This is a genomic window from Caballeronia sp. BCC1704 (genome assembly GCF_902833455.1).
Lineage (GTDB): Bacteria > Pseudomonadota > Gammaproteobacteria > Burkholderiales > Burkholderiaceae > Caballeronia.
Genome location: NZ_CADFFT010000004.1, coordinates 181,938 through 207,916, shown reverse-complemented (window position 1 = coordinate 207,916; position 25,979 = coordinate 181,938). Strand labels below are relative to the sequence as shown.

Annotated in this window: 25 protein-coding genes and 2 tRNA genes; 19 read left to right on the top strand and 8 right to left on the bottom strand. The window is 63.4% G+C overall.

The window, feature by feature from the left end:
- The first annotated feature begins 80 nt into the window (after positions 1 to 80).
- The 10 genes from ftsH (at position 81) to phoR (ending at position 11,421) form a co-directional block, all read left to right on the top strand.
- A complete protein-coding gene (ftsH, locus tag HWX53_RS20685) occupies positions 81 to 1,967 on the top strand; it encodes an ATP-dependent zinc metalloprotease FtsH (protein ID WP_175944393.1) in 1,887 nt (628 codons plus the stop codon).
- Between the two features lie 194 nt (positions 1,968 to 2,161).
- The gene (gene folP / locus HWX53_RS20680) at positions 2,162 to 2,962 is read left to right on the top strand and encodes a dihydropteroate synthase (RefSeq protein WP_244140225.1); all 801 of its coding nucleotides are present in this window, start codon (positions 2,162 to 2,164) and stop codon (positions 2,960 to 2,962) included.
- Positions 2,963 to 3,072: 110 nt separating this feature from the next.
- Complete coding sequence (gene glmM / locus HWX53_RS20675) at positions 3,073 to 4,431, top strand: phosphoglucosamine mutase (RefSeq protein ID WP_175944391.1); 1,359 nt, start codon at positions 3,073 to 3,075, stop codon at positions 4,429 to 4,431.
- A 208-nt stretch (positions 4,432 to 4,639) separates the two neighbouring features.
- Complete coding sequence (gene pstS / locus HWX53_RS20670; RefSeq protein WP_175944389.1) at positions 4,640 to 5,671, top strand: phosphate ABC transporter substrate-binding protein PstS; 1,032 nt, start codon at positions 4,640 to 4,642, stop codon at positions 5,669 to 5,671.
- Between the two features lie 150 nt (positions 5,672 to 5,821).
- Positions 5,822 to 6,805, top strand: coding sequence for a phosphate ABC transporter permease PstC (gene pstC, locus HWX53_RS20665; RefSeq protein WP_175944387.1), 984 nt, complete (start codon positions 5,822 to 5,824; stop codon positions 6,803 to 6,805).
- A 50-nt stretch (positions 6,806 to 6,855) separates the two neighbouring features.
- Positions 6,856 to 7,689 (top strand): phosphate ABC transporter permease PstA, encoded by an 834-nt coding sequence (pstA, locus tag HWX53_RS20660; RefSeq protein WP_241269897.1) that lies wholly within the window; start codon positions 6,856 to 6,858, stop codon positions 7,687 to 7,689.
- 15 nt (positions 7,690 to 7,704) lie between these two features.
- Positions 7,705 to 8,580, top strand: a complete 876-nt coding sequence (gene pstB, locus HWX53_RS20655; protein ID WP_175944383.1) for a phosphate ABC transporter ATP-binding protein PstB — start codon at positions 7,705 to 7,707, stop codon at positions 8,578 to 8,580.
- A 42-nt stretch (positions 8,581 to 8,622) separates the two neighbouring features.
- Positions 8,623 to 9,327, top strand: coding sequence for a phosphate signaling complex protein PhoU (phoU, locus tag HWX53_RS20650; RefSeq protein ID WP_175944381.1), 705 nt, complete (start codon positions 8,623 to 8,625; stop codon positions 9,325 to 9,327).
- A 39-nt stretch (positions 9,328 to 9,366) separates the two neighbouring features.
- Positions 9,367 to 10,068: a phosphate regulon transcriptional regulator PhoB gene (gene phoB, locus HWX53_RS20645; RefSeq protein WP_159836615.1), complete on the top strand. Its 702-nt coding sequence runs from the start codon at positions 9,367 to 9,369 to the stop codon at positions 10,066 to 10,068.
- A gap of 39 nt (positions 10,069 to 10,107) precedes the next feature.
- The gene (gene phoR / locus HWX53_RS20640; RefSeq protein WP_175944379.1) at positions 10,108 to 11,421 is read left to right on the top strand and encodes a phosphate regulon sensor histidine kinase PhoR; all 1,314 of its coding nucleotides are present in this window, start codon (positions 10,108 to 10,110) and stop codon (positions 11,419 to 11,421) included.
- A 36-nt stretch (positions 11,422 to 11,457) separates the two neighbouring features.
- Here the strand turns inward: phoR and ppk1 are convergent, their stop codons facing one another.
- Entirely contained in the window at positions 11,458 to 13,521 is a 2,064-nt protein-coding gene (ppk1, locus tag HWX53_RS20635) for a polyphosphate kinase 1 (RefSeq protein WP_175944377.1), read from the bottom strand.
- A gap of 271 nt (positions 13,522 to 13,792) precedes the next feature.
- On the opposite strand from ppk1, the gene ppx reads away from it, so the two are divergent.
- Positions 13,793 to 15,301: an exopolyphosphatase gene (gene ppx / locus HWX53_RS20630; protein ID WP_175944374.1), complete on the top strand. Its 1,509-nt coding sequence runs from the start codon at positions 13,793 to 13,795 to the stop codon at positions 15,299 to 15,301.
- Between the two features lie 15 nt (positions 15,302 to 15,316).
- Here ppx and HWX53_RS20625 read toward each other — a convergent pair whose 3' ends face one another.
- Positions 15,317 to 16,138, bottom strand: a complete 822-nt coding sequence (locus tag HWX53_RS20625; protein ID WP_175944372.1) for a GNAT family N-acyltransferase — start codon at positions 16,136 to 16,138, stop codon at positions 15,317 to 15,319.
- Positions 16,139 to 16,264: 126 nt separating this feature from the next.
- Positions 16,265 to 16,723, bottom strand: a complete 459-nt coding sequence (locus HWX53_RS20620; RefSeq protein ID WP_175944370.1) for a histidine phosphatase family protein — start codon at positions 16,721 to 16,723, stop codon at positions 16,265 to 16,267.
- A 121-nt stretch (positions 16,724 to 16,844) separates the two neighbouring features.
- Here HWX53_RS20620 and HWX53_RS20615 point away from each other — a divergent pair.
- Both HWX53_RS20615 and HWX53_RS20610 read left to right on the top strand, forming a co-directional pair.
- Positions 16,845 to 16,921: transfer RNA gene (locus HWX53_RS20615), tRNA-Pro, on the top strand.
- 62 nt (positions 16,922 to 16,983) lie between these two features.
- Positions 16,984 to 17,157 (top strand): hypothetical protein, encoded by a 174-nt coding sequence (locus HWX53_RS20610; protein ID WP_175944367.1) that lies wholly within the window; start codon positions 16,984 to 16,986, stop codon positions 17,155 to 17,157.
- A 262-nt stretch (positions 17,158 to 17,419) separates the two neighbouring features.
- On the opposite strand, the gene HWX53_RS20605 is transcribed toward HWX53_RS20610, so the two are convergent.
- The 3 genes from HWX53_RS20605 to HWX53_RS20595 all read right to left on the bottom strand — a co-directional run bounded on the left by HWX53_RS20605 (position 17,420) and on the right by HWX53_RS20595 (position 19,490).
- Positions 17,420 to 17,722: a hypothetical protein gene (locus HWX53_RS20605; RefSeq protein ID WP_175945238.1), complete on the bottom strand. Its 303-nt coding sequence runs from the start codon at positions 17,720 to 17,722 to the stop codon at positions 17,420 to 17,422.
- A 47-nt stretch (positions 17,723 to 17,769) separates the two neighbouring features.
- The gene (locus HWX53_RS20600) at positions 17,770 to 18,468 is read right to left on the bottom strand and encodes a peptidoglycan DD-metalloendopeptidase family protein (RefSeq protein ID WP_241269789.1); all 699 of its coding nucleotides are present in this window, start codon (positions 18,466 to 18,468) and stop codon (positions 17,770 to 17,772) included.
- 116 nt (positions 18,469 to 18,584) lie between these two features.
- On the bottom strand, positions 18,585 to 19,490 hold the full coding sequence (locus HWX53_RS20595) for an aldose epimerase (protein ID WP_175944365.1): 906 nt from the start codon (positions 19,488 to 19,490) through the stop codon (positions 18,585 to 18,587).
- A gap of 509 nt (positions 19,491 to 19,999) precedes the next feature.
- On the opposite strand from HWX53_RS20595, the gene HWX53_RS20590 reads away from it, so the two are divergent.
- The 5 genes from HWX53_RS20590 (at position 20,000) to HWX53_RS20570 (ending at position 22,746) form a co-directional block, all read left to right on the top strand.
- Positions 20,000 to 20,830, top strand: coding sequence for an undecaprenyl-diphosphate phosphatase (locus tag HWX53_RS20590; protein WP_175944363.1), 831 nt, complete (start codon positions 20,000 to 20,002; stop codon positions 20,828 to 20,830).
- A gap of 79 nt (positions 20,831 to 20,909) precedes the next feature.
- Positions 20,910 to 20,986, top strand: a tRNA-Arg gene (locus HWX53_RS20585).
- Positions 20,987 to 21,254: 268 nt separating this feature from the next.
- Positions 21,255 to 21,710, top strand: coding sequence for a hypothetical protein (locus HWX53_RS20580; RefSeq protein WP_175944361.1), 456 nt, complete (start codon positions 21,255 to 21,257; stop codon positions 21,708 to 21,710).
- Between the two features lie 153 nt (positions 21,711 to 21,863).
- Positions 21,864 to 22,262, top strand: a complete 399-nt coding sequence (locus tag HWX53_RS20575; protein ID WP_175944359.1) for an RT0821/Lpp0805 family surface protein — start codon at positions 21,864 to 21,866, stop codon at positions 22,260 to 22,262.
- Positions 22,263 to 22,284: 22 nt separating this feature from the next.
- Positions 22,285 to 22,746 carry an NUDIX hydrolase gene (locus tag HWX53_RS20570; protein WP_175944357.1) on the top strand — a complete coding sequence of 154 codons (462 nt, stop codon included), beginning with the start codon at positions 22,285 to 22,287 and terminating at the stop codon, positions 22,744 to 22,746.
- A gap of 16 nt (positions 22,747 to 22,762) precedes the next feature.
- Here the strand turns inward: HWX53_RS20570 and HWX53_RS20565 are convergent, their stop codons facing one another.
- Together HWX53_RS20565 and HWX53_RS20560 are read right to left on the bottom strand one after the other, a co-directional pair.
- Positions 22,763 to 23,704, bottom strand: coding sequence for a transporter substrate-binding domain-containing protein (locus HWX53_RS20565; RefSeq protein WP_175944355.1), 942 nt, complete (start codon positions 23,702 to 23,704; stop codon positions 22,763 to 22,765).
- A gap of 34 nt (positions 23,705 to 23,738) precedes the next feature.
- Positions 23,739 to 25,448: a glutamine--tRNA ligase/YqeY domain fusion protein gene (locus tag HWX53_RS20560; RefSeq protein ID WP_175944353.1), complete on the bottom strand. Its 1,710-nt coding sequence runs from the start codon at positions 25,446 to 25,448 to the stop codon at positions 23,739 to 23,741.
- A gap of 316 nt (positions 25,449 to 25,764) precedes the next feature.
- On the opposite strand from HWX53_RS20560, the gene HWX53_RS20555 reads away from it, so the two are divergent.
- On the top strand, positions 25,765 to 25,977 hold the full coding sequence (locus tag HWX53_RS20555) for an ornithine carbamoyltransferase (protein WP_175944351.1): 213 nt from the start codon (positions 25,765 to 25,767) through the stop codon (positions 25,975 to 25,977).
- The last annotated feature ends 2 nt before the right edge of the window (positions 25,978 to 25,979 follow it).

Genomic DNA, 25,979 nt, shown 5'->3' with positions numbered 1-25,979 from the left:
GGTTAGCGGTCTGGATTAGAATGCTTTGGTGGCGCCGCAAGGTTTATGTAGGCGCCCGTCTATGAGTGAGGAGTGGTGCTTTGAACAACAATATGTTCTCTAAAGCGGCAGTGTGGCTCGTGATCGCACTGGTGCTGTTTACGGTGTTCAAGCAGTTCGATAAGCCCCGCGTCCAGGAAGGCGTGTCGTATTCGCAGTTCATGGACGACGCCAAGAACGGCAAGGTCAAGAACGTCACGGTTCAGGGGCGCAATCTCACGGTCACTCCGACAGACGGCCAGAAGTACCAGATCGTGTCGCCCGGCGACATCTGGATGGTCGGCGATCTGATGAAATACGGCGTTCAGGTCAGCGGCAAGGCTGACGATGAACCGAATGCGCTCGTCTCCGCGCTGTACTACCTTGGGCCGACGATCTTGATCATCGGTTTCTGGTTCTACATGATGCGGCAGATGCAGGGAGGCGGCAAAGGCGGGGCGTTCTCGTTCGGCAAGTCGCGAGCGCGGCTGATCGACGAAAACAACAACGCGATCAACTTCACGGACGTGGCCGGCTGCGACGAAGCGAAGGAAGAAGTGTCGGAACTGGTGGACTTCCTGCGCGATCCGCAGAAGTTCCAGAAGCTCGGCGGGCGCATTCCGCGCGGCGTGCTGCTGGTCGGCCCTCCAGGTACTGGTAAGACGCTTCTGGCGCGCGCCATTGCGGGCGAAGCCAAGGTGCCGTTCTTCAGCATCTCGGGTTCGGACTTCGTGGAAATGTTCGTCGGCGTGGGCGCGGCCCGCGTGCGCGACATGTTCGAGCAAGCCAAGAAGCATGCGCCGTGTATCGTGTTTATCGACGAAATCGACGCGGTCGGCCGTCATCGCGGCGCCGGCATGGGCGGCGGCAACGACGAGCGCGAGCAGACGCTGAACCAGATGCTCGTCGAAATGGACGGCTTCGAGGCAAATTCCGGCGTGATCGTGATCGCCGCGACGAACCGTTCGGACGTGCTCGACAAGGCGCTCTTGCGTCCGGGCCGTTTCGACCGTCAGGTGTACGTCGGTCTGCCGGATATCCGCGGCCGCGAGCACATCATGAAGGTGCATCTGCGCAAGGTGCCGATTGCGAACGACGTCGACGCATCGGTCATCGCGCGCGGCACGCCGGGATTCTCGGGTGCGGATCTCGCGAACCTCGTGAACGAAGCCGCGCTCTTCGCGGCGCGTCGCGGCAAGCGGATCGTCGAAATGCAGGACTTCGAGGACGCGAAGGACAAGATCTTCATGGGTCCCGAGCGCAAGTCGGCGGTCATGCGTGAAGAGGAACGCCGCAACACGGCGTACCACGAGTCGGGCCACGCGGTCGTCGCCAAGCTGTTGCCGCATGCGGACCCGGTTCACAAGGTCACGATCATGCCGCGCGGCTGGGCGCTGGGCGTTACGTGGCAACTGCCGGAGCATGATCGCGTGAACCTGTATCGCGACAAGATGCTTGAAGAGATCGCGATCCTGTTCGGCGGCCGCGCAGCGGAAGAAGTGTTCCTGAACTCGATGTCGACCGGTGCTTCGAACGACTTCGAGCGCGCAACGAAGATGGCGCGCGACATGGTGACGCGTTACGGCATGTCCGACGTGCTCGGCACGATGGTGTACGTCGACACGGAACCGGACGGCATGTTTGGCAAGCTGGCCTCGAAGACGGTTTCGGAAGCGACGCTGCAAAAGGTCGATGCGGAAATCCGCCGCATTCTCGACGAGCAGTACGCGCTTGCGCGCAAGCTGCTGGAAGACAACCGCGAGAAGGTCGAAGCCATGACCAAGGCGCTGCTCGAATGGGAAACCATCGACGCAGACCAGATCAGCGACATCATGGCCGGCCGTCCGCCGCGTCCGCCGAAGAACATGCCGCCGCCGTCGGGCGACTCGCCCTCGAGCGGCAATAGCGGCACCGAAGTGAAGCCGGGCAGCGCAACCGCGCCGGCCTAAGCTTCCCGAGTCGTATCATGGGCCGGCGTGCAATGCACGCCGGCCCATTTTCATTTCAGGCCCGCGTTCTGCCGGGTCGAACGCCCAGCCACTCGCTCTCGCCCACACGCTTGACCACGCTCACTTCCTCCCCCGCACTCGCCGAGCCGCTGCAATGCGGCCGTTTCACGCTGACGTTCGAGCGACCGCTCGTCATGGGCATCCTGAACGTCACGCCGGACTCGTTCTCTGACGGCGGCCGCTTCCTTTCCCGCGACGCGGCGCTCGCGCGCGCCGAGCAGATGCTTGCCGACGGCGCCGACATGATCGATATCGGCGGCGAATCGACTCGTCCAGGCGCCCCGCCAGTGCCGCTCGACCAAGAGCTGGAACGCGTCGTCCCGATTGTCGAAGCATTGCGCGGCGTGCAGATTCCGCTTTCGGTGGATACCTACAAGCCCGCCGTGATGCGCGCCGCGCTCGAGGCCGGCGCGGATATGATCAACGACATCTGGGGGCTGCGTCAGGACGGCGCACTCGATGCAGTGAAGGACAGCAACTGCGGTCTGTGCGTGATGCACATGCTGGGCGAGCCCCGCACGATGCAACTGCACGAACCGGTCTACGACGACGTCGTCGCGTCGGTACGAGACTTCTTCGCCGAGCGGCTGGCCGCGCTCACGACGGCGGGCATTGCGGCGAATCGCATCACATTCGATCCCGGCTACGGCTTCGGCAAAACCGTCGGGCATAATTACACGCTACTTGCCGAACTCGCGGCAACGCTGCCAGGCGGCACGCATCGCGCGCTATTGGCCGGCATGTCGCGCAAATCGATGCTTGGCGCCGTCACCGGTCGCAGCGCGAGTGAGCGCGTGTTCGCGAGTGTCGCGGCGGCGGTGTGCGCGGCCGAACGCGGCGCGGCCATCATCCGCGTGCACGACGTGGCCGAGACCGTAGACGCACTGAAAGTTTGGCAAGCCACCAGGCAGGCGGCGCGTCGCGCGCACGATTGACGCGCGCTGGCGTCGTAACACTGCGGCGAAGGCGCTCGCGCTCGCAGTTCACCAACGAACAACGCGGATAAAGAACAGGCGCCGTAATCCGCGAGGAGGGTCACGCAACAATGGCAAGACGATATTTCGGAACGGACGGCATTCGCGGGCGCGTGGGCGCGGCCCCGATCACGCCGGATTTCGTGCTCAGGCTCGGCTACGCGGCCGGGAAGGTGCTCGCGGGCGGCGACCAGTCGCCGCAGAAGGGCAACCGGCCGACGGTGCTCATCGGGAAGGACACGCGCGTGTCCGGCTACATGCTGGAAGCGGCGCTCGAGTCCGGCTTCTCGGCAGCCGGCGTCGACGTGATGCTCGCCGGCCCGATGCCCACGCCCGGCGTCGCCTATCTGACGCGCGCACTGCGGCTGTCGGCGGGCGTCGTCATCAGCGCGTCCCACAATCCCTACGAGGACAACGGCATCAAGTTCTTCTCCGCCGATGGCAACAAGCTGCCCGACGAAGTCGAACACCAGATCGAGGCGCAGCTCGAACAGCCGATGGACTGCGCGCCGTCCGAACGGCTCGGCAAGGCGCGCCGTCTCGACGACGCGGGCGGCCGTTACATCGAATTTTGCAAGAGCACGTTCCCCGCGAGCTTCGACTTGCGTGGCCTGAAGCTGGTGGTCGACTGCGCGCACGGCGCGGCGTACGACGTCGCGCCGCACGTATTCCACGAACTCGGCGCGGAAGTGGTGCCGATCGGCGTGTCGCCGAACGGCTTCAATATCAACGACGGCGTCGGCGCGACGGCCCCGGATGCGCTCGTGCGCGCGGTGAAGGAGCATGGCGCGGATATCGGCGTTGCGCTGGATGGCGACGCGGACCGCCTGCAGATCGTCGATTCGGCCGGGCGCCTCTATAACGGCGACGAGTTGCTCTACGTGCTGGTGAAGGACCGCATCGCGACGCACGGCAACGTGGAAGGCGCGGTCGGCACGCTGATGACCAACATGGCGGTCGAAGTCGCGCTGAAGGAGGCCGGCGTGCAGTTCGTCCGCGCTGCGGTCGGCGACCGCTACGTGCTCGAAAAGCTGCGCGAGCACGGCTGGCAGCTCGGCGCGGAAGGCTCGGGCCACATTCTGTCGCTGGATCGGCACTCGACGGGCGACGGCATCGTCTCGGCGCTCCTCGTGCTCGCGGCGCTCAAGCGCAGCGGCAAGACGCTCGCCGAACTGCTCGACGGCGTGAGCCTTTTTCCGCAGAAGCTCATCAACGTGCGCATGAAAGCGGGCGCGGACTGGAAAAACAGCGACGCCATACGCCGCGTTGTCGAGCAAGCCGAGCAATCCCTCGAATCGCGCGGTCGGGTCTTGATTCGCGCGTCGGGAACGGAACCGGTGTTGCGCGTGATGGTGGAAGCCGCCGCGCAGGCGGACGCCGTCCGGCACGCGGAAACGATTGCGCAGGTCGTAAAAGACGTCACGTCGTAAGCGTTCGCGGAAAAACGCGCATTTCGCAAAAAGCGGGCTTCGGCCCGCTTTTTTATTGCCCGTTCGCAGCCTGACGAATGAACGCACGATCGACTTTCCGTTTGAAAGTCGCCTGTCACATCGCCTTAACGGAGAGTCACATTACTGTCACAGAGACTGCCTATATTTCGCGGTGTCGTCCCACACGCTATTCAACCCTGGAGGTCTCATGAAATTGATGCACACCGCGCTCGCTGGCGTAATTGGCGCAATGCTGGCCATCTCTGCGCAAGCGGCCGATATCACCGGCGCGGGCAGTACCTTCGCAGCTCCGATCTACACCAAGTGGGCAGATGCCTATCAAAAAAGCGGCGGCGGCAAGGTCAACTACCAGGGCATCGGTTCGTCGGGCGGCGTGAAACAGATCATCGCGAAGACGGTCGATTTCGCGGGCTCCGACGCTCCGCTGAAAGATGACGAACTCGCGAAAGACGGCCTCTTCCAGTTCCCGACGGTGGTCGGCGGCGTGGTGCCGGTCATCAACGTGCCGGGCGTGAAGGCAGGGGAACTGACGCTGTCGGGCCAGGTGCTCGGCGACATCTATCTCGGCAAGATCAAGAAGTGGAACGACCCGGCGATCGCGGCGCTGAACCCGAAGGTCAAGCTGCCGGATACCGACATCGCCGTGGTGCGCCGCGCCGACGGCTCGGGCACGAGCTTCATCTGGACCAACTATCTGTCGAAAGTCAACGCCGACTGGAAGTCGAAGGTGGGCGAGGGTTCGACGGTCAACTGGCCGACCGGCACGGGCGGCAAGGGCAACGACGGCGTCGCGGCGTTCGTGCAGCGTCTGCCGGGCGCGATCGGCTACGTGGAGTGGGCGTACGCGAAGCAGAACCACATGACCTACGTCGGCCTGAAGAATTCGGCGGGCACGGTGGTGGAGCCGAAGACGGAGACGTTCAAGGCGGCGGCCGCGGGCGCGGACTGGTCGAAGTCGTTCTATCAGATCCTGACGAACGAGCCGGGCAAGGACGCATGGCCGATCGTCGGCGCGACCTTCGTGCTCTTGCATTCGACGCAGGACAAGGCGGCGCAAGGCACCGAAACGCTCAAGTTCTTCGACTGGGCGTTCAAGAACGGCGGCCAGGCTGCGAACGACCTCGATTACATCTCGCTGCCGGAGTCGGTCGTCTCGGAAATCCGCACGCAGTGGAAGGCGAAGGTCAAGGATGGTTCGGGTAAGCCGGTCGCGGAGTAATGCCGAAGTAGCGCCGTCATATTGTCTCAAACTGTCCTAAGCTGAAGCGGCGGACAAATGCAGCAAAGCAAGCAGTAAAGAAGCAGCAACAAGCCGCGCGGCGATCGAAAGGTTGCCGCGCGTCTGACACGTAGCGTAACCAAGGCTCCCATGTCGGACATCAACTTAGCGTCGGCACCGCCGGCGGCGCAATCGCAGCGCGCGCCGAGCCGTATCGGCGACATCGTTTTCGGCGGCATCACCCGGCTGGCGGCCGTGGTAACGCTGCTCCTGCTTGGCGGCATCATCGTTTCGCTCATCATCGCGTCGATGCCGACCATCCAGAAATTCGGGCTCAGCTTTCTCTGGCGCGCGGAGTGGGATCCGCCCAGCGAGAGCTTCGGCGCGCTCGTGCCCATCTACGGCACCATCGCCACCTCGATCATTGCGCTCATCATTGCGGTGCCGGTGAGCTTCGGCATCGCGCTCTTTCTGACGGAACTGTCGCCGACGTGGCTGCGCCGGCCGCTCGGCGTCGCGATTGAACTGCTCGCGGCGATTCCGTCGATCGTCTACGGCATGTGGGGCCTGCTCGTGTTCGCGCCGATCTTCGCGACGTACTTCGAAAAGCCGCTTGGCACGCTGCTCGCCGGCGTGCCGCTCATCGGCGCGTTGTTTGAGGGACCGCCCATCGGCATCGGCATTCTGTGCGCGGGCGTCATTCTCGCGATCATGATCATTCCGTACATCGCGTCCGTGATGCGCGACGTCTTCGAAGTCACGCCCGTGCTGCTGAAGGAATCGGCGTACGGCATCGGCTGCACGACGTGGGAAGTGATGTGGAAGATCGTGCTGCCGTACACGCGCGCCGGCGTGATCGGCGGCGTCATGCTCGGTCTCGGCCGCGCGCTCGGCGAGACCATGGCGGTGACCTTCGTGATCGGCAACACGAATCTGCTCGACAACGTGTCGCTCTTTTCTCCGGGCAACAGCATCACCTCGGCGCTCGCGAACGAATTCGCGGAAGCGAGCCCCGGCCTGCATACATCCGCGCTGATGGAGCTCGGTTTGATTCTCTTCGTCATCACGTTCATCGTGCTCGCGCTGTCAAAGCTGCTCTTGATGCGCATGCAGCGCGCGGAGGGTGCAAAGTGAGCCGTCCCGCGACGTTCAATCAGGATCACGAGCGCACGGTCGCCACGCGCATGAAGCTGCAACGCCGCCGCCGCGGCACCAACGCGATCGCGCTGACGCTTTCGCTCGCGGCCATGGCCTTCGGCCTCGTGTGGCTCGTGTGGATTCTCTTTACGACGCTGAAGCTCGGCGTCTCCGGCCTTTCGGTCGAACTGTTCACGCAGTCGACGCCTCCGCCGAACACCGATGGCGGCGGTCTCGCCAACGCGATCGTCGGCAGTCTCATGCTCGTCGTGCTGGCAACGTGCATCGGCACGCCGCTCGGCATTCTCGCGGGCGTGTATCTCGCGGAATACGGGCAGAAGCGCTGGCTCGCGAACGTGACGCGCTTCATCAACGACATTCTGTTGTCCGCGCCGTCAATCGTCGTCGGTCTCTTCGTGTATGCGCTCGTCGTCGCGAAGATGGGGCGTTTCTCGGGCTGGGCCGGCGTGATCGCGCTCGGACTGCTGCAGATTCCCATCGTCATCCGCACGACGGAGAACATGCTGAATCTCGTGCCCAACGCGCTGCGCGAGGCGGCCTTCGCGCTCGGCACGCCGAAGTGGAAGATGGTGATGTCGATCACGCTGAAGGCGTCGGTCGGCGGCATTGTGACGGGCGTGCTGCTGGCGGTTGCGCGCATCGCAGGCGAGACCGCGCCGCTGCTCTTCACGGCGCTGTCGAACCAGTTCTTCACGCTCGACATGAATCAGCCGGTGGCGAATCTGCCGGTGACGATCTACAAGTTCGCGATGAGTCCGTTCCCGCAATGGCAAACGCTCGCGTGGGCCGGCGTGTTCCTGATTACGCTCGGCGTGCTGGGTCTGAATATCCTGGCGCGCGCGATTTTTTCCAAGAAATAAGGGTGGAGTGATTCCATGAACATGGTCGAAAGTGGTGTCAGCCACCTGAATTCGAAGACTGAAGCCAAGCCGGTCGAGCGCGGTCCCGCGCCGGGCAGCGCGCGTCCGACGCACGGTTCGCAGCCGGCGGATTCCATCAAGCCGAAGATCGAGGTCAACAACCTCAACTTCTTCTACAACAAGTATCACGCGCTCAAGAACATCAACCTGCGCATTCCCGAGAAGAAAGTGACCGCGTTCATCGGTCCGTCGGGATGCGGCAAGTCCACGCTCTTGCGCACGTTCAACAAGATGTTCGCGCTCTATCCGGAGCAGCGCGCGGAAGGCGAAATCCTGATGGACGGCGCCAACCTGCTCGACACGACGAAGGACATCTCGCTCTTGCGCGCGCGCGTCGGCATGGTGTTCCAGAAGCCGACGCCGTTCCCGATGTCGATCTACGACAACATCGCGTTCGGCGTGAAGATGTTCGAGCAACTGTCGCGCTCGGAGATGGACGACCGCGTGGAATGGGCGCTGACGAAGGCGGCGCTCTGGACCGAAGTGAAGGACAAGCTCACGCAAAGCGGCTACGGTCTGTCGGGCGGCCAGCAGCAGCGTCTGTGCATCGCGCGCGGCATCGCCATCCGGCCGGAAGTGCTGCTGCTTGACGAACCATGCTCGGCGCTCGATCCGATTTCCACGGGCCGCATCGAAGAACTGATCGCGGAGCTGAAGAGCGATTACACGGTGGTCATCGTCACGCACAACATGCAGCAGGCCGCGCGCTGCTCGGACTACACTGCTTATATGTACCTCGGTGAATTGATCGAATTCGGCGACACGGAAAAGATCTTCATCAAGCCGGCCCGCAAGGAAACGGAAGACTACATCACGGGCCGCTTTGGCTGATCGGCCGGTCAGCGAACGAACAAAGGACTACAGGAGCAGAACATGTCCGATAAACATCTGTCGAGCCAGTTCGACGCCGATCTGAACGCGGTGTCCTCGAAAGTGCTGGAAATGGGCGGTCTCGTCGAGTCGCAGATCACCGCGGCCATGCAGGCGTTGAACGAATTCGACGTGCAGATCGCGGATCAGGTGATCGCGGCGGAAGCGCGCCTGAACACGATGGAAGTCGAGATCGACGAGGAGTGCAGCAACATCATCGCGCGCCGTCAGCCGGCCGCGCGCGACTTGCGTCTGCTCATGGCGATCTCGAAGACCATCACGAATCTCGAACGCGCCGGCGACGAAGCCGAGAAAATCGCGAAGCGCGTGAAGCGCATCAACGAAGACGGCGCGGGCCGCACGGTGAACATCGCGGAAATCAAGCTCTCGGGCGAGATGGCCGTGTCGATTCTGCGCCGCGCGCTCGATGCGTTCGCGCGTCTGGACACGGTCGCCGCCGCGCAGATCGTGCGCGACGATAAAGCCATCGACGAAGAATTCCGCGCCTTCGTGCGCAAGCTCGTGACGTACATGATGGAAGACCCGCGCACCATTTCGGCGGGGCTCGATTATCTGTTCATCGCGAAAGCGGTGGAGCGCATCGGCGATCACGCGAAGAACATCGCGGAGTTCATCATCTACATCGTGAAGGGCACGGACGTGCGCCACATCTCGCGCGACCAGCTCGAACGCGAGGCGCTCAGTTAATCCAACGATTCACTCAAGCAAAAAGGTCAAGAGGTGCCGATGCCCAGCAGTATCCTCGTCGTCGAAGACGAACCCGCGATCTCCGAACTGATCTCGGTGAATCTGCAACATGCGGGACATTGCCCGATTCGCGCCTATAACGCGGAGCAGGCGCAAAACCTGATCAGCGACGTGCTGCCCGACCTCGTGCTGCTCGACTGGATGCTGCCCGCGAAGTCCGGCATCGCGTTCGCGCGCGAGCTGCGCAACAACGAGCGCACCAAGCATATTCCGATCATCATGCTCACCGCGCGCGGCGACGAGCAGGACAAGGTGCTCGGACTCGAAATCGGCGCGGACGATTACGTGACCAAGCCGTTCTCGCCGAAAGAACTGATGGCGCGAATCAAGGCGGTGCTGCGCCGGCGCGCGCCGCAGCTGACGGAAGACGTCGTCGCGATCAACGGCCTGCGGCTCGATCCGGCGACGCATCGCGTGGCGGCGAATCATTCGGGCAACGACATCAAGCTCGATCTCGGGCCGACGGAGTTCCGTCTGCTGCATTTCTTCATGACGCATCCGGAGCGCGTGCACAGCCGCACGCAGCTGCTCGATCAGGTCTGGGGGGATCATGTGTTCGTCGAGGAGCGCACGGTCGATGTGCATATCAAGCGTCTGCGCGCCGCGCTCAAGCCCGCAGGCTGCGATGCTATGATCGAAACGGTACGCGGCAGCGGCTACCGGCTCGCGAAAGGCGCCTGAGCCCGCGCGCATCTTCGCCTTCATCGATCTCCCGACAACATGAACATCATCTGGACGCGTTCTATCGTGTCCCTCGCGCTCCTCGCGGTGCTGTGCGCCGCGATCGGCGCATTCGCGGGCGTGCGCGCGGCGCTCGCTGTCGCCGTCGTCATGCTCGTCGTGCAGAGCTTCGTGAGCACGTATCACACGCAGCGGCTATGGCGTCTCTTAGACGCGCCGGTCTACGGCCAGGTGCCGAGCGCGCTCGGCATCTGGGGCGAAATCTATTACCGCCTGCACAAGCTCGCCAAACGCTGGCATGCGCAGGTCCGTCAGGTCGAGCAGCAGCATTCGCGCTTCATCCAGGCGATTCAGGCATCGCCCAATGGCGTCGCGATGCTGGACGATCACGACCAGATCGAATGGTGCAACGCCATTGCGGAGAAGCACTTCGGGCTGGACGCGAAGCGCGATCTGCGTCAGCACATCACACATCTCGTGCGTCATCCGGATTTCATCCGCTATCTGAATTCGCACCGTTACGAAGAGATGCTCATCATGCGGGGCATGGGCGCCAACCGGCAGCGAACCGTCTCGGTGCAGGTGTTCCCGTACGGCGAGAATCGCAAGCTGATTCTCACGCAAGACATTACCGAACTCGAGCGCACCGATTCCATGCGCCGCGATTTCGTCGCGAACGTCTCGCACGAACTGAAGACGCCGCTCACCGTGCTCTCCGGCTTTCTCGAAACGATGCGCGAGTTGCCGCTGGACGAAGCCGACCGCGCGCGTTATCTCGACATGATGAACCAGCAGGCCATGCGCATGCAGAACATCGTGCGCGATCTGCTCGTGCTGGCGAATCTGGAAGGCGATGTCCATCCGCCCGGCGACGAGTTGCTCGACATGCGCGCGGTGCTGCGTCATCTGGAAGACGACGCCAACAGTCTTTCGGGCGGGCGTCATCGCATCCATTTTCATAACGACGACGCGCTGACGGTGGCCGGCGCGGAAACCGAACTGGTGAGCGCGCTCGGCAATCTCGTGACCAACGCGGTGCGCTACACGCCGGATGGCGGCAGCATCGACGTGTCATGGGAGCGCGTGGACGATCGGGCGGTCTTTACCGTGCGCGACAGCGGCCTCGGCATTCCGGCGGAGCATATTCCGCGCTTGACGGAGCGTTTCTATCGCGTGGATAGAAGCCGTTCGCGCGATACGGGCGGCACCGGGCTCGGGCTTGCCATCGTCAAGCATGTGCTGCAACGGCATCATGCCGATCTCGAGGTGAAGAGCGAAGTGGGGCGGGGCAGCACGTTCACCGTGCGCTTTCCCGCGTCGCGCACGGCGTTGCGCAAGTCCGTGGCGGCTTGAATTGGCACGGCGCGTCGCGCGCCGTTTCTTCGCGAATCACGAACAGAATTTCGCGAGCAGTCCCAACTGTGCGTTGCGCAGCGCCTTGCCCGAACGGCGCTTGCGATAGTGCCCGTCGCTTTGCATGACCCACGCCGACTGGTTGTCGCCGAGACACACGGACAAGCCTTCGGCAATCACGCGGCGCTTCAGACGCCGGTCGCGGATCGGGAACGCCACTTCCACGCGGCGAAAGAAGTTGCGATCCATCCAGTCGGCGCTCGACAGATACACGTCTTCCTTGCCGTTCGCATAGAAATAGAAGATGCGGTGATGTTCGAGGAAACGCCCGACGATCGAGCGCACCGTGATGTTCTCCGACAGATCTTCGACGCCCGGCTTCAGCGAACACACGCCGCGCACGATCAGGTCGATCTTCACGCCCGCATGCGATGCCTCATACAACGCCGCGATCACGGTCGGTTCGAGCAGCGCGTTCATCTTCGCGACGATGCGCGCCCGCCGTCCCGCGCGCGCATGTTCGGCTTCGGCGCGAATTGCTTCGATCAGCTTCGCATGCAGCGTGAACGGCGACTGCCATAGCTGATGCAGCGCAAGCTCGCCGCCGATGCCCGTCAACTGCTGGAAGACGTGATGCACGTCTTCGCACATTTGCTGATCCGCGGTCATCAGGCCGAAGTCGGTATAAAGGCGCGCCGTGCGCGGATGATAGTTGCCGGTGCCCAGATGCGCGTAACGCTTGAGCACGGTCTTGCCGCCTTGCGACACGCGCCTCACGATCAGCATCATCTTCGCGTGGCACTTGTGGCCGACCACGCCATACACGACATGCGCGCCCACCGCTTCCAGTTGCGACGCCCAGTTGATGTTCGTTTCTTCGTCGAAGCGCGCGAGCAGTTCCACGACCACGGTCACTTCCTTGCCGTTGCGCGCGGCCTGCATCAGCGCGTCCATCAGCGGCGAATCGGTGCCGGTGCGGTAGATGGTTTGCTTGATCGCCACCACTTGCGGATCTTTGGCCGCTTGCAGCAGCAGTTCCAGCACGGGCTGAAAGCTCTCGTACGGATGATGCAGCAGGATATCGCCCTGATCGATGGCATCGAAGAGATTGGTCGTGTTCGCAATCGACTTCGGCACCGACGGAATATGCGGCACGAACTTGAGGTCCGGCCGGTCGACCATTTCGGGCAACTGCATGAGCCGCACGAGATTGACCGGCCCGTTCACGCGATAGCAGTCGCGCGGATTGAGCTGGCTTTCGTCGAGCAGGCGGCGAATGAGATGCGGCGGCGTTTCCGCGGATACTTCGAGCCGCACCGCATTGCCGAGATGCCGCGCGGGCAGTTCGCCCTGCAACGCGACGCGCAGATTCGTGATCTCGTCTTCGTCGACGAAGAGCTCGCTATTGCGCGTAATGCGAAACTGATTGCAATTGCGCACCGTCAGGTGCGGAAACAGTTCGCTCACGAAGTGCTGCATGAAAGAACTCAGCAGCACGAAACCATGCGGATAACCCGAAAGCGCCTCCGGCATGCGCACGAGGCGCGGCAACGCGCGCGGCGCCTGCACGATGCCCATCATCGCCTGGCGGCCGAACGCGTCGGTGCCTTCCAGTTCGACGACGAAGTTCAGGCTCTTGTTCAGCACGCGCGGAAAAGGGTGCGCGGGATCCAGCCCGATCGGCGTCAGCACCGGCAGCAGTTCGTTCTGGAAATATTCGCGCGCCCACGCGGTCTGCTGTTCGGTCCAGGTCTCCGCGCCATGAAAATAAATTCCTTCCATTTCGAGCGCGGGCAATACGGTCTCGTGCAGCATCGCGTATTGTTGATGCACGAGGCGTTGCGCGCGTTCGGAGACGAGATCGTAGACGTGTTGCAGCGACATGCCGTCCGGCGAGAGCGTGCCGGGGTTGTCGCGCATCTGCTCCTGAAGCCCGGCCATGCGGACTTCGAAAAATTCGTCGAGATTGCTGCTCGTGATGCAGATAAAGCGCAGACGTTCGAGCAGCGGCACCGATGTGTCGGCGGCTTGCGCCAGTACCCGCTCGTTGAAACCTAAGATGCCTAGTTCACGGTTGAAGAGCGGATAACGTATGGACATCGGCTGGGCGTAAGGTGTCTCGATCGGAAGGGCAGAAAAGCGTTCGGATGATCTCACACTAGGATGTCTTTATTGTGACAGAACGATTTTCACAAATTCTACTCACATTGCGGATAGCGTCGCTAGCGGGCGCGCGCGTTCCCGGTTCTGGTTCGCGCTTCCGTTCGGTTTCCGATCTTCGCGCCGGCATGAAATAAAATTCGTGTCTCTCTCCGCAGCGTGTCGCTGACACGCGGTTGCGCTTCCTTACTTCTCGATTTCCGGATATCCGATGGTCACACATCCTCATCTTCTCGCCGCCGTCGACCTCGGATCGAACAGTTTCCGGCTGATCGTCGGCCGGGTCGAGGAAACGCCCGCGGGCAGCCAGATCTATCAGGTCGATGCGTTGCGCGAGCCGGTTCGTCTCGCGGCCGGTCTCTCGAAGGACAAGATGCTCGATCGCGCGTCGCAGTTGCGCGGCTGGGATGCGCTGAAGCGTTTCGGCGAGCGTCTGCGCGACTTCCACCCGGATCAGGTGCGCGCGGTCGCCACCAACACGCTGCGCGTCGCAAAAAACGCGCACGACTTCCTGATCGAAGCCGAAATCGCGCTCGGTTTTCCGATCGAAGTGATCGCGGGCCGCGAGGAAGCGCGCCTCATCTATGCGGGCGCGGCGCATTCGGTGCCGGCGAGCGCGGGCAAGCGGCTCGTCGTGGATATCGGCGGCGGATCGACGGAGTTCATCATCGGCGCGCATTACACGCCGATTCACATGGAAAGCCTCTATATCGGCTGCGTGAGCCACAGCCGCCAGTTTTTCCCGGCCGGCAACGTGGACGAATACACGATGCGGCAGGCCGAACTCGCCGCCAAGCGCGAGATTCAGATCATCTCGCGTGAATACAAGCAGACCGGCTGGGATCAGGCGATCGGCTCGTCGGGCACGGCGCGGGCGCTCGCCGAACTGGTCGAGGCGAACGGCTTCAACGATCCCGAATACACGCACGGCATTTCGCGCGGCGGGCTGGAACGGCTGAAGCGCGCGCTCATCAAGGCGGAGAACGTGAACCGGCTGAAGCTCGTCGCGCTGAAGCCGGACCGCATACCGGTGCTCGCGGGCGGGCTTTCCATCATGCTCGGCGTGTTCGAGGAACTGGGGATCGAATACGTCGATACGACCGACGCCGCGCTGCGGCTCGGCGTGCTGTACGACCTGCTCGGCCGCTCGCAACATCAGGACATGCGCACGGTGACGGTCGAAGGCTTCAAGCGCCGTTACGGCGTCGATGCCGCGCAAGCCGAGCGCATCGGCAATCTGGCGATCAGCTTCTACGATCAACTCGGCGAGCCGGACGGCGAGCGCAGCGTGGAGAACCGCATGTTTCTCGCGTGGGCGGCGTCGCTGCATGAGATCGGCTTGTCGATCGCGCACAGCGCGTATCACAAGCATTCGGCGTATATCGCGAGCAATGCCGACATGCCCGGCTTCTCGCGCACGGATCAGGCGCGGCTCGCGGCGCTCGTGCTCGGTCACGCTGGCAAGCTCGGCAAGCTGGCGCAGGCGCGCGGCGTCGACTGGACGCTGCTGTTCTGCCTGCGACTCGCCGCGCTTCTGTCGCGCCGCCGCACGGATGTCGGCCTGCCCGGCATCGAAGTCAAAGCCGCGGGTGGCGGCTTCGAAGTGCGTCTGCCGAGCGAGTGGGTGACGAACAATCCGCTGACCGACTACAGCCTCGCGCAGGAAGCGATGGAATGGGAAAAGATCGGGCGGCCGTATCGCGTGATTTACACGGATTGAGCATCCTCCCGACGCTCAACGTCCCGCGTCGCCGATGAAGTGCCGCGCGTAACGCGCGTTGATGTCGGAGAGGCGGAATAGCGTCAGAAAATCCGCCGTGTTGAAATCCGGGTCCCACGCGGGCGCGCCGCAAATCTTCGCGCCGAGGCGCAGATAGCCTTTGACGAGCGGCGGCGGACTCACCGCGACGCCCGTGCGCAGCTCCTCGACTGGCAGCGGCGTATGCGCGAAGGCGCGGTACTCGTGCGCGGTGAGCGCGTCGGCGGGCAGCGACGCGTACAGATTCGCGGCGTAATGACCGCCGTCGTTCATGCCGACGCTCGCGCAGCCGAGCATCGTCTCGTAGCCGTTCTGCATCATGTACGTGGCGAGCCCGCCCCACAGCGACATGATGACCGCGCCGTTGCGATAGTCCGGATGCACGCACGAGCGGCCCACTTCGACGAGCTTCGGCCGCAGATGCGTGAGACGCGACATGTCGAATTCGCTTTCCGCATAGAGACGGCCGATGCGCGCGGCCTGATGCGGCGGCAACACGCGATACGTGCCGACGACCTTCAGCGTGTCGAGATCGCGCACGAGCAGGTGATCGCAATAGGCGTCGAACGCGTCGACGTCCAGCCCGGCGGGGCCCGACAGACGCGCTCCCATTTCCTCGGCGAACACGCGGTAGCGCAGACGTTGTGCTTCGCGCAGCGCGTCGTCGGAGCGCGCCCATGCGACCTGCAAGCGGTGCTGGCCCGTGACGGTTTCGGCCGTGCGCGGAAGGTGGCGGCGCGAATCGAGCGAGAGCGATGACGCTCCGAAGGGCAGGAAAGGCGTCGGCAGATCGTGCATTGGCATTCCTCGGCGGAAAGGTGACTAACTTTCCGCCAATGTAAGGATGCCGGGTGACGCTCGCATGGCTTGGCAGTGACGTTTCGATGAAACGACACACGCCCCCGCGACATGCGCTTTCGACCTCTAAAGCAGGTCCGGACACATCACCGTGCGCACCACGACTTGCCCGTCGCCGCCGCGCGAGCGGCCTTGGAACCACCACACGCCGCTTTTCTTGATGGACCAGTCCGCTTCGTGTCCGGTCAGCAGCAACGCGGCCACGCGCCCGAGCGTCGGCTGATGCCCGATCACCACGACGGTTTGTCCGACGACATCGGGCCAGCCGGCGGCGTCGAGCACGTGCTGCGCGGTCTTGCCGGGCGCGAGATCGTCCACCACGCGATAGCGGTCGCCGAACGCTTCGGCGGTCTGGATCGTGCGCGTGGCGGGACTCGCGAGGAAGAGGGCGTCGTCGTCGATGCGCGCTCGCAGCCACTTCGCCATGCCTTGCGCCTGCTTGCGTCCGCGCGAGGTGAGCTGACGCGCGAGGTCGCTCGACGCCTGGTCTTCCGCTTCGGCGTGACGCCAGAGAATGAGGTTCATCGATCGTCTCCAGAATGAATGGCGTTTGCGATTGGCTTAGAACGTTGCGTGCCCGCTCGTAGCGTCGCCGCGCAGTCGCATTTGCGGATATGAGGCATCGACGCTACAATACGCGGCTAGTCGGAGCGTAGCGCAGCCTGGTAGCGCATCTGATTTGGGATCAGAGGGTCGAAGGTTCGAATCCTTTCGCTCCGACCACGATACAACGAAGGGGTTACAAGTCTCGGCTTGTAACCCCTTCGTCTTTTCCAGGAAACCTCATGCCGCGTATCGCCTTGTCGTTCGCATGCTCCGCCGTCTTCGCGCTCGCGTTGTCCGCGTGCGCCGATTCCTCCAGCCAGAAGCATCCTCCGCAAGATCCGCCCGACTATCACGGCGTGCCGACCGACACGCGTCCGCCGTCGATGTTGATCGCGCCGACGCAGCCGCAGTAATCCGACTGCGAATCGGTCATAACGACTGAGTAAGAGACTCTAACGCAGATCGAAGCGAATTTTTTGCAGCACGGTTATCATGGGGCAACTCGTCGCAACTGGGTTTCGCCATGAATCTGTTGTGGGTTTTCGCTGCGGTCGCGCCTCTCGCGCTTGCTTCGCTTTTCGGGTTCGCCGCCCGCATCGATCCGGCATCGGGCCGCTGGCGCACGCGAAGGAGTACGCGAAGAGACGCGCCTTCGGACGCCTGAGTCAGCAGGCGCTACTGCTTGCAGCGGATCACCATCGAACGATTCTTGATGTTCGCGCCGAAGATGCCCGCCACCGATCCGCCCGAAGTGGCGCCGTTGTCGGCGTCTTTCGAAATCACGTCGTAGCCGTACGCGCCGCACACTTCGCCCGCTTGCTTGTAGCACGCTGCCCAGCTCGTGCTCGCGTCGCTGCCGCTGCAGTTGATCGCGAAGCCCGTGTCACCCGAGGGCAGGTAGGTCATCGTGGCGGTGTGCGCGCAGCCGGCCAGCGCGCCGCTCAAGGCCGCCGCCGCGAATAGCGCGGCCGCGGTCATCGTGTTTGCGAATCTCATTGTCTTCCTCGTAACGGCCGCGCGCCTCTTTAGCGCGGCGGCAAATAGCGCGACGGGTCCGTCGAGCGGCCCATGTAGCGCACCTCGAAGTGCAGCATCGTGCGATCGCTGTCGGTGTCGCCCATTTCGGCGATCTGTTGTCCCTGCTGCACCGTCTGACCTTCCTTCACCAGCAACGCGCGATTGTGGGCGTAGGCGGTCAGATAGTCGTCGTTATGCTTGACGATCAGCATGTTGCCGTAGCCGCGCAGGCCGTTGCCCGCATAGACGACACTGCCTGTCGCCGCCGCCACGACCGGCGTGCCCGCCGAGTTCGCGATGTCGATGCCTTTCGAATTCTTGCCGTCGAAGCCGCGGATCACGGTGCCTTGCGCCGGCCATACCAGTGAGACGCCCGGACCTGGTTTCGCGGGTGCATCGGCCTTTGCTTCGCTCTTTGCGCCGGTGCCTGCGCCTGCCGACGTCGCGCCGGACGCGCTCGCGCTGCCCGCAGGCGGCTCGACGCGCAGCACCTGGCCGACTTCGATGGCGTCCGGATTCGTGAGCGCGTTCCAGCGCGCGATGTTCCTGGTCGACGTGCGGTTCTCCCGCGCGATCTTCGAGAGCGTGTCGCCGCGCTGCACGCGATAGTATCCCGGCGCGACCGGGGCTGATCCGCACGCGGCGAGCACCGCGACCAAGGATGCGACGACCGCTGCGCGGACGACCTGTCCAATTCTTTTCTGCAAAACCTGACCTCGTAGAGCGCCGCCGCGCGTCGGGCGGCGGCGGATAGGAAGGCAGGATTTTACCGTCCCGGATTTGCGCGCACAGAAAGGCGCGTGCGAGTCGGCGGGCGCGGGCTTTAGGGCGCTGACGAGATCACGAGCCGAAGCGACGCCGTCTCGGTCTTGCCCGGCGCGAGCCAGCGCAGGCCGTAGCCGTTGTGGATGGCGTCGGGCAGGCCGATCCACGGCTCGACGCAATAGAAGTCCGACGTATCCGACTCGGTCCACGTCGTGACGGCGTACCACGGCACCGAATCGGGCTGTTGCAGCTCGAAGCTCACGGTGCGGTTCGGCAAGACGAGCCGCACGGGTTCATCGGAAGGCCCCGTCAGGCAGTGAAAGCAGTCGACGATACTCGCATCCGCCAGCGAATAGCGCGGCGCGCCGGTTTCGGCATCGGTGATGGAGCCGTCCGGCAACTGACGCCGCCGCTCCGTGCGCGGCAGCTCGACGCTGCTTTGCGCGCGCTGATCGTGCGGCAGATGAAAGTAGAAGTGATGCCCCGCGTAGTAAGGCAACGCGACTTCGCCCGGATTCGATGTCGTGAGTTCGACCTCCAGCGTCACGCCGTCGATGAGACGGTAGGCGGCCTCGAAGCGGAATGCGAACGGATAGCCCTCGCGCGTCGCGTCGCTGTCCACGAGCGTCATGCGCACGCCGTGGCCGTCGGCATCGCGCGTGGAAGAGAAGGGCAGATTGCGGGCGAAGCCGTGCGTCGGCAGCGCATGTACGGCGCCGTCCGGATCGCGCCACTTGCCGATCTCGCCATCGACAAAATGCCGACCGAGAAACGGGAACAGCAACGGATTGCCGCCGCGAATCTTCGCGGCATTCGACCAGGCGGCTTCATCGAGCGAATCCGGCCAGTGGATGACCGGCTCGCCGCCGACGCGCCAGGTCATGAGCCGGCCGCCCGCCTGCGGCGCGAGCTGGATGACCGCGCCGTCGCGCTCGATTTCGATGACGTCTTTCTCGCATGACATGGTGGCAACGCACTCCGTTCAATGGCCGACTGGTTCAAGGATTCGTCGATTCTGCCTTGGATTGTTCTACGCATAAACCCTTTGCGGGAAACCGCGACTGCACAGCGCAATCACGATGTGTTGTTATATGTACCTAATGTGAGGAACCAGACGGACAGGAGTCGACATGGATCTGGCGATGGCAATGGGCGTCGCGATGTTTAGCCTCTTCGGCGCGAGCACGGCGGTCTTTCTCTATAAACTCAAAGGATGAAACCTTAATAAACGGTCACGCGTTTCTTTCGGTTTTATTGGACTCTGCTTTCCGTTATATTCTGATTCGCCGACGTTCTCCTGTCGGTGTCCATTTGTGTGCGCAAGCCGCTTGGCGCTGGGTTTTCCCCTAGGCATAATCGGTCCCGGCTTGCGCGCCGCACCATTTTTTCCCCATTTATCTCTGCTTCGCGCCACACGGCGCGGCGAGCGATTTCGCGGCGCGTCCTTCATTTCTCCACGACAAGGACCGACGCGTGACTCTCTGGTTTCTCGTATTTCTCAGCGTGCTTCAGGGCGTAACCGAACTCTTTCCGGTGAGCAGCCTCGGCCATACATTGCTGGTTCCAGGTTTGATCGGCATGCATATCGACAAGCACGCGCCGCAATTGCTGCCGTTTCTCGTCGCGCTGCATCTCGGCACGGCGCTCGCGTTGCTCTGGTATTTCCGCAAGCGCTGGATTGCGCTGATCGGCGGCTGGTTCGCCTCCCTCGGCGGACGCCGCAACGACGACGCGCACATGATGTGGGCGCTCATCATCGGCACGATTCCGACGGGCATCGTCGGTCTGTTGCTCGAAAAGCGCCTCGAGGCGATTTTTCATGATCTGCGGATCGTCGCCGCGGCGCTGATCGTGAACGGCGTGTTGCTGTGGCTCGGTGATCGCCTGCAGAAGAGCCGCGCCGCGCGCGCGCCGGAAAAGCTCACGTTCAAGCAGGCGTTTCTCGTCGGCCTGGCGCAGATGGGCGCGCTGATTCCCGGCTTCTCGCGTAGCGGCCTGACGATGATCGCGGGCGTCGGCGCGGGTCTCACGGCCGAGGCGGCGGCGGAATTCTCGTTCCTGCTCGGCACGCCGATCATTTTCGCGGCGGGCGTGCTCGAGTTGCCGAAGCTCTTTCACGCGCCGGGCCAACTGTTCGACGCCGTGCTCGGCGGCGTGCTGACGGGCATCGCCGCTTATCTGAGCGTGCGCTTCCTGATGCGCTATTTCGAAGGCCACGGCAAGCTCGCGTCGTTCGGCGTGTATTGCGTGATCGCCGGCATCTTCTTCCTCGGCTGGTTCATGATGCACCCCCAGCCGGTTTGATGCGCGTGACCGCGCGGTAGGGCGGATGAGGTAAAATCCCGGCTCTCCCGGCTGCGCGACTTGCGCGCGTAGCCGTCACCCGCCCTTAGCTCAGTTGGATAGAGCAACGGCCTTCTAAGCCGTAGGTCACACGTTCGAATCGTGTAGGGCGGGCCAGCGGAATATCAAAAGGGCCACGCTTTGCGTGGCCCTTTGTCGTTTCGGCTCTCCCGTTTCATGTCTGCTCCGTTTAATCAGGCGTCCTATTGAACGCATAAAGTTCAGATCATTCGCGCATCAAACTGGCCCACTTCCTGCCCATATCTGAACGCGCGCGGCGCCTCGCGACCAACGCCTTCGAACATCCCGAGCGCCGCTCGCTTGCGGTGCGCGCCTGCATCATCGCGGCGCGCGATGCACCGAATGAATCCGCGAAAGAGGGCGCATGAACAAACGAGCCTACGAATCGAGTACGGCGCAATGCGCGCTATGGAACCGCAGGCAATTGCGCGTCGAACGCGAAGCGCGGCGCGTGCTCGTCGCGTCGACGGAGCGCGCGCTCGGCGAGTCGCTCGTCAAGCTGTTCGATCTCAAAGGCTTTCCCGCGCGATTCGTCGCCGACGTGTCTTCGCTCAGACAAGGCGTCAGCGAATGGCATCCGCACGTGCTGTTCATCGATACGCGCATCGGCGGATGCGCTCACTACGCGCTCGTCCGCGAACTTCAGGCGCATCCGGACGATCAGACGCGTCTCGTCGTCGCGATGAGCGGCTTTCTGCCTGAAGAGCCGCTCGCCGCGCTCAAAGAAGCGGGTTACGACGGCCACTGTCGCCGCCCGTGTCCGGTGTGGCAGATGACCGATATCCTCGACGAGTACTTCGCCTGCCACCTCGTGCGCTAGCGGACAACTTGTTTCACGAAGCGCAAGCGTGAAAGCGAGCCGAGATCGGTCAGAAAACCGACCGCCGCCTCATGCTATTCTCGCTGCACGCCGGCTGGCGCGAGAAGGTCGACGCGCCCGGCGCCGCACCACTTCGCAACGAGGAGAATCTTCATGCCGATCCATCATCGAGCGCCCGCTCGCGCCTGCATCCGCACGACCGTGGCCGTCGCGTTCGCTGTCGCCAGCGCGGGCGCTTTCGCGGCCAACCTGGGCTTTCTGAACAACACGCCGATCACGTACATGAAGCAGCGCGATCTTCAGGCGCTCAACAAGGCCGCGCAAACCGCGCTCGATACCAAGAAGGACGGCGAATCGCTCGACTGGAACAACGAAGGCACCGGCAATACCGTGCCGATCAACGGCACCGTGACGCCGCAGAACACGTTCGATTCGGACGGGCTCAAGTGCCGCAAGGTCACGCTGGTCGCCAACGCGAAAGGGCAGACGCAGACGTGGGCTCCGACCGCCTGCAAGCAAGCCGACGGCAAATGGAAGCTGAAGAAACAATGAGCATGAGCGGAGCGAACGCGCGATGACCGGCCGCACCGTATCGTGCGGGGTCGTCATCTTGAACGCACAGGGCGACGTCCTTCTGTGCCATGCGACCGAAACCGCGCATTGGGACGTGCCCAAGGGTCAGGCCGATCCGGACGAGAGCCCGCGCGACGCGGCGTTGCGCGAGCTCGTCGAAGAGACGGGCATCGTGCTGTCGGCCGAGCGCCTTGCGCATCTGAAGGATCTCGGCCGCTTCGTATATCGGCGCGACAAGGACCTGCACCTTTTCGCGGTGCGCGTCGCGGACGATGAAGTGGACCTGGCCAAGTGCGTGTGCGAGTCCTACTTCCCGCGCTATAGCGACGGCACCATGATTCCGGAGATGGATGCCTACCGCTGGGTCAGTCCCGCGGAAGTCGACCGCTTCGCGAGCCGCAGTCTCGCGCGGCTTTTCCAAACGACGCTTTCACTCGCGGAACTGCACGAAACGCTCGACTGAACGCTGAAGTTTCGCCTTAGTCGACCCGGTGGTCGTTCGGATGCGCGAAGAGCGCCTTCATCTCCGGCGACATCGGGAATCGCAGGTTGATGCCGTCGGGCGGAATCGGCTGCATGAACCACGCTTCGTAGAGCTTCGCGGCCTCGCCGCTGCGCTGCATGTTCGCGATCACGTCGTCGACCATGCGCTTGAACACCGGATCGCCTCTGCGCATCATGCAGCCGTAGGTCTCGGTCGCGAGCGATTCGCCCGTCACCATATAGTCGCTGCGCGCCGCGCCTTGCTCGGCGATCTGTCCGTAGAGCAACGGATCGTCCATCACGAACGCGACCGCGCGATCATTCTTCAGTGCTCCGAACGCTTCCGCGTGATCGCGCGCGCTGATGATGCGCATGTTCAGCTTGCGCTCCATCGTCATCTGCCGAAGGATGCGCTCATCCGACGTGCCCGCCGTGGTCGCGACGGTCTTGCCGGCGAGATCCGCGTAGTCGCGAATGCCCGACTTGCGCTTCACCGCCATGTGGATGCCGTACTGAAAGATGCTGTTGGAAAACGCGACGAGCGGATCACGCTCCGCGATATGCGCCGTCGAGCCGCATTCCAGATCGATCTGGTTGTTGACCACGTAGGAGATGCGGTTCGCGGACGTAACCACCACGTTCTTGATCGCGAGATTCGGCATGTTGAGCCGCCGCTTGACTTCGTCGACGACCTTCAGCGCGATGGCATACGAATAGCCCGTCGGCTGCTGCCGCACCATGTACGAGAACGGCACCGACGACTCGCGCGCGCCCAGCACGATGGCGCCGTTCTCCGCGATCTTGCGCAGCGTTGCCGATGGCGGCATTTGATCGATCGCCGCCTGCGCGGAAGCCGCATGTGCGGCCGGGCACGTCAGCGCAAGCGCCGCCGCCATCGCGCCGACGATGCGAACTGCGGGCGTTTGCGACGCTTTCATGGTGTCCTCGCTCGGAGCGTGAGCCTTCGCGCGATCACGCCGGCTTGCCCCAGCTGTCGCGCAAGCTGACGATCCGGTTGAACACCGGCTTGCCCGGCTGCGAATCCACGCGGTCCGCGACGAAGTAGCCGTGCCGCTCGAACTGGAAGCGGTCCTCCGGCATGGCTTCGCGGGCGCTCGGCTCCAGATACGCATTCACGACGCGCTTCGAGTCCGGGTTCAGCGCGTCCAGAAACTCCGCGCCGCCCGCGCCCGGCTGCGGCTCCTTGAACAGACGGTCGTAGATGCGCACTTCGGCGGGGTAGGCCGTGGCCGCGCTGACCCAATGGATCGTGCCCTTGACCTTGTACGCGTTCGCGCCTTCCGTGCCCGACTTGCTGTCGGGGAAGTAATTGCAGTGGACGGCGGTCACGTTGCCGTTTTCGTCCTTGTCCGCGCCCGTGCATTCCACGACGAAGCCGTACTTCAGCCGCACCTTGTTGCCCGGGAACAGCCGGAAATAGCCCTTCGGCGGCGTTTCCTGAAAGTCCTCGCGCTCGATCCACAGTTCGCGCGAAAAGGCAAACGAGCGCGTGCCACGGTCCGCATGATGCGGATGCACCGGCGCGCTGCACTCGTCGGTCTGGCCTTCCGGATAGTTGTCGATAATGAGCTTCAGCGGATCCAGCACGGCGATGGCGCGCGGCGCTTTTTCGTCGAGATCGTCGCGCAGCGCGCCTTCGAGCACGCTCATGTCGATCCACGAATCCACCTTCGTCACGCCGACGCGCTCCACCATCAGGCGGATGCTTTTGGGCGTGAAGCCGCGACGCCGCACGCCGACGATCGTCGGCATGCGCGGATCGTCCCAGCCATCGACGTGATTCTCCTGCACGAGTTGCAGGAGCTTGCGCTTGCTCGTGATCGCGTACGTGAGGTTCAGACGCGAAAACTCGATTTGCTGCGGCAGCGGACGCTTGAACACGCCGTCGTTCGCGAGCTGCGCGAGAAACCAGTCATACAACGGACGATGATCTTCGAATTCGAGCGTGCACAGCGAATGCGTGATGTTTTCGAGCGCATCCGACACGCAATGCGCGTAGTCGTACATCGGGTAGATGCACCACGTGTCGCCGGTACGATAGTGATGCGCGAAGCGGATGCGATAGATGACCGGGTCGCGCATGTTGAAGTTCGGCGAGGCCATGTCGATCTTCGCGCGCAGCACGTGCTCGCCTTCCTTGAACTCGCCCGCCTTCATGCGGCGGAAGAGGTCGAGGTTCTCTTCCGGCGTGCGGTCGCGATACGGCGAGTTGATGCCCGCTTCCGTGGCCGAGCCGCGCGTCGCGCGCATTTCCTCGGCGCTCTGGCTGTCGACGTACGCCTGACCCTTCGCGATCAGCATTTCCGCGAATTCGTACAGCTTGTCGTAGTAGTCGCTCGCGAAGTATTTATGCTCGCGGCCGTCCTTGTTCCAGTCGTAGCCGAGCCACTTCACGGCGTCGATGATGGAGTCCACGTACTCGACGCTTTCCTTCTCGGGATTGGTGTCGTCGAAACGCAGATGGCACACGCCGCCGTAGTCCGCGGCCAGCCCGAAGTTCACGCAGATGCTCTTCGCATGGCCGATGTGCAGATAGCCGTTCGGCTCGGGCGGGAAACGCGTTTCGACCCGCTGCGCCCATTTGCCGGAGCGGTTGTCGTCTTCGATGATGTTGCGGATGAAATTGGATGGCGCCGGGGCGTCGTTGCGATCGGTGTTCATGCGAAAAAGAGTGCCAACGGATGCGCTCGCGTGTGATCGGTTCGGCAGCCGTTCCGCGCGGCTCGGAACGGGTTCGAATCATGACTGAATATCGGGTCGATTCTACCTTACGCAACCGGCGCGGGCAGGCGGGTTGCGCCTCGCCGCCAGCGGGCGGCGCGCGAGCCGTTTCGTAACGACCGTAACGGGACGTAAATCGCCTTGTGAGCCGCATCGGGCGGATTTTATGATCGGCTCGCCACGTCGGGTTTCGGCCCGGCGAAGCAGCACAAGAAGACATCACAACGACAACACAAGCAGAAGAAGGAACCCAGCCATGAAGAAGATCGCTATCACGACCATCAAGCTCGCCGCGGCCGCCGCGCTCGTTTCGAGCCTCGCCGCGTGCTCGGGGATGTCGCGCCAGCAGGCGCACGCCGGCGTCGGCGCCGCAGCCGGCGGCGCGCTCGGCTATCTCGTGACGGGCGGGCCGCTCGGCACCGTCGCGGGCGCGGCGGCCGGCGGTCTGATCGGCGCGGGCGTGCGGTGATC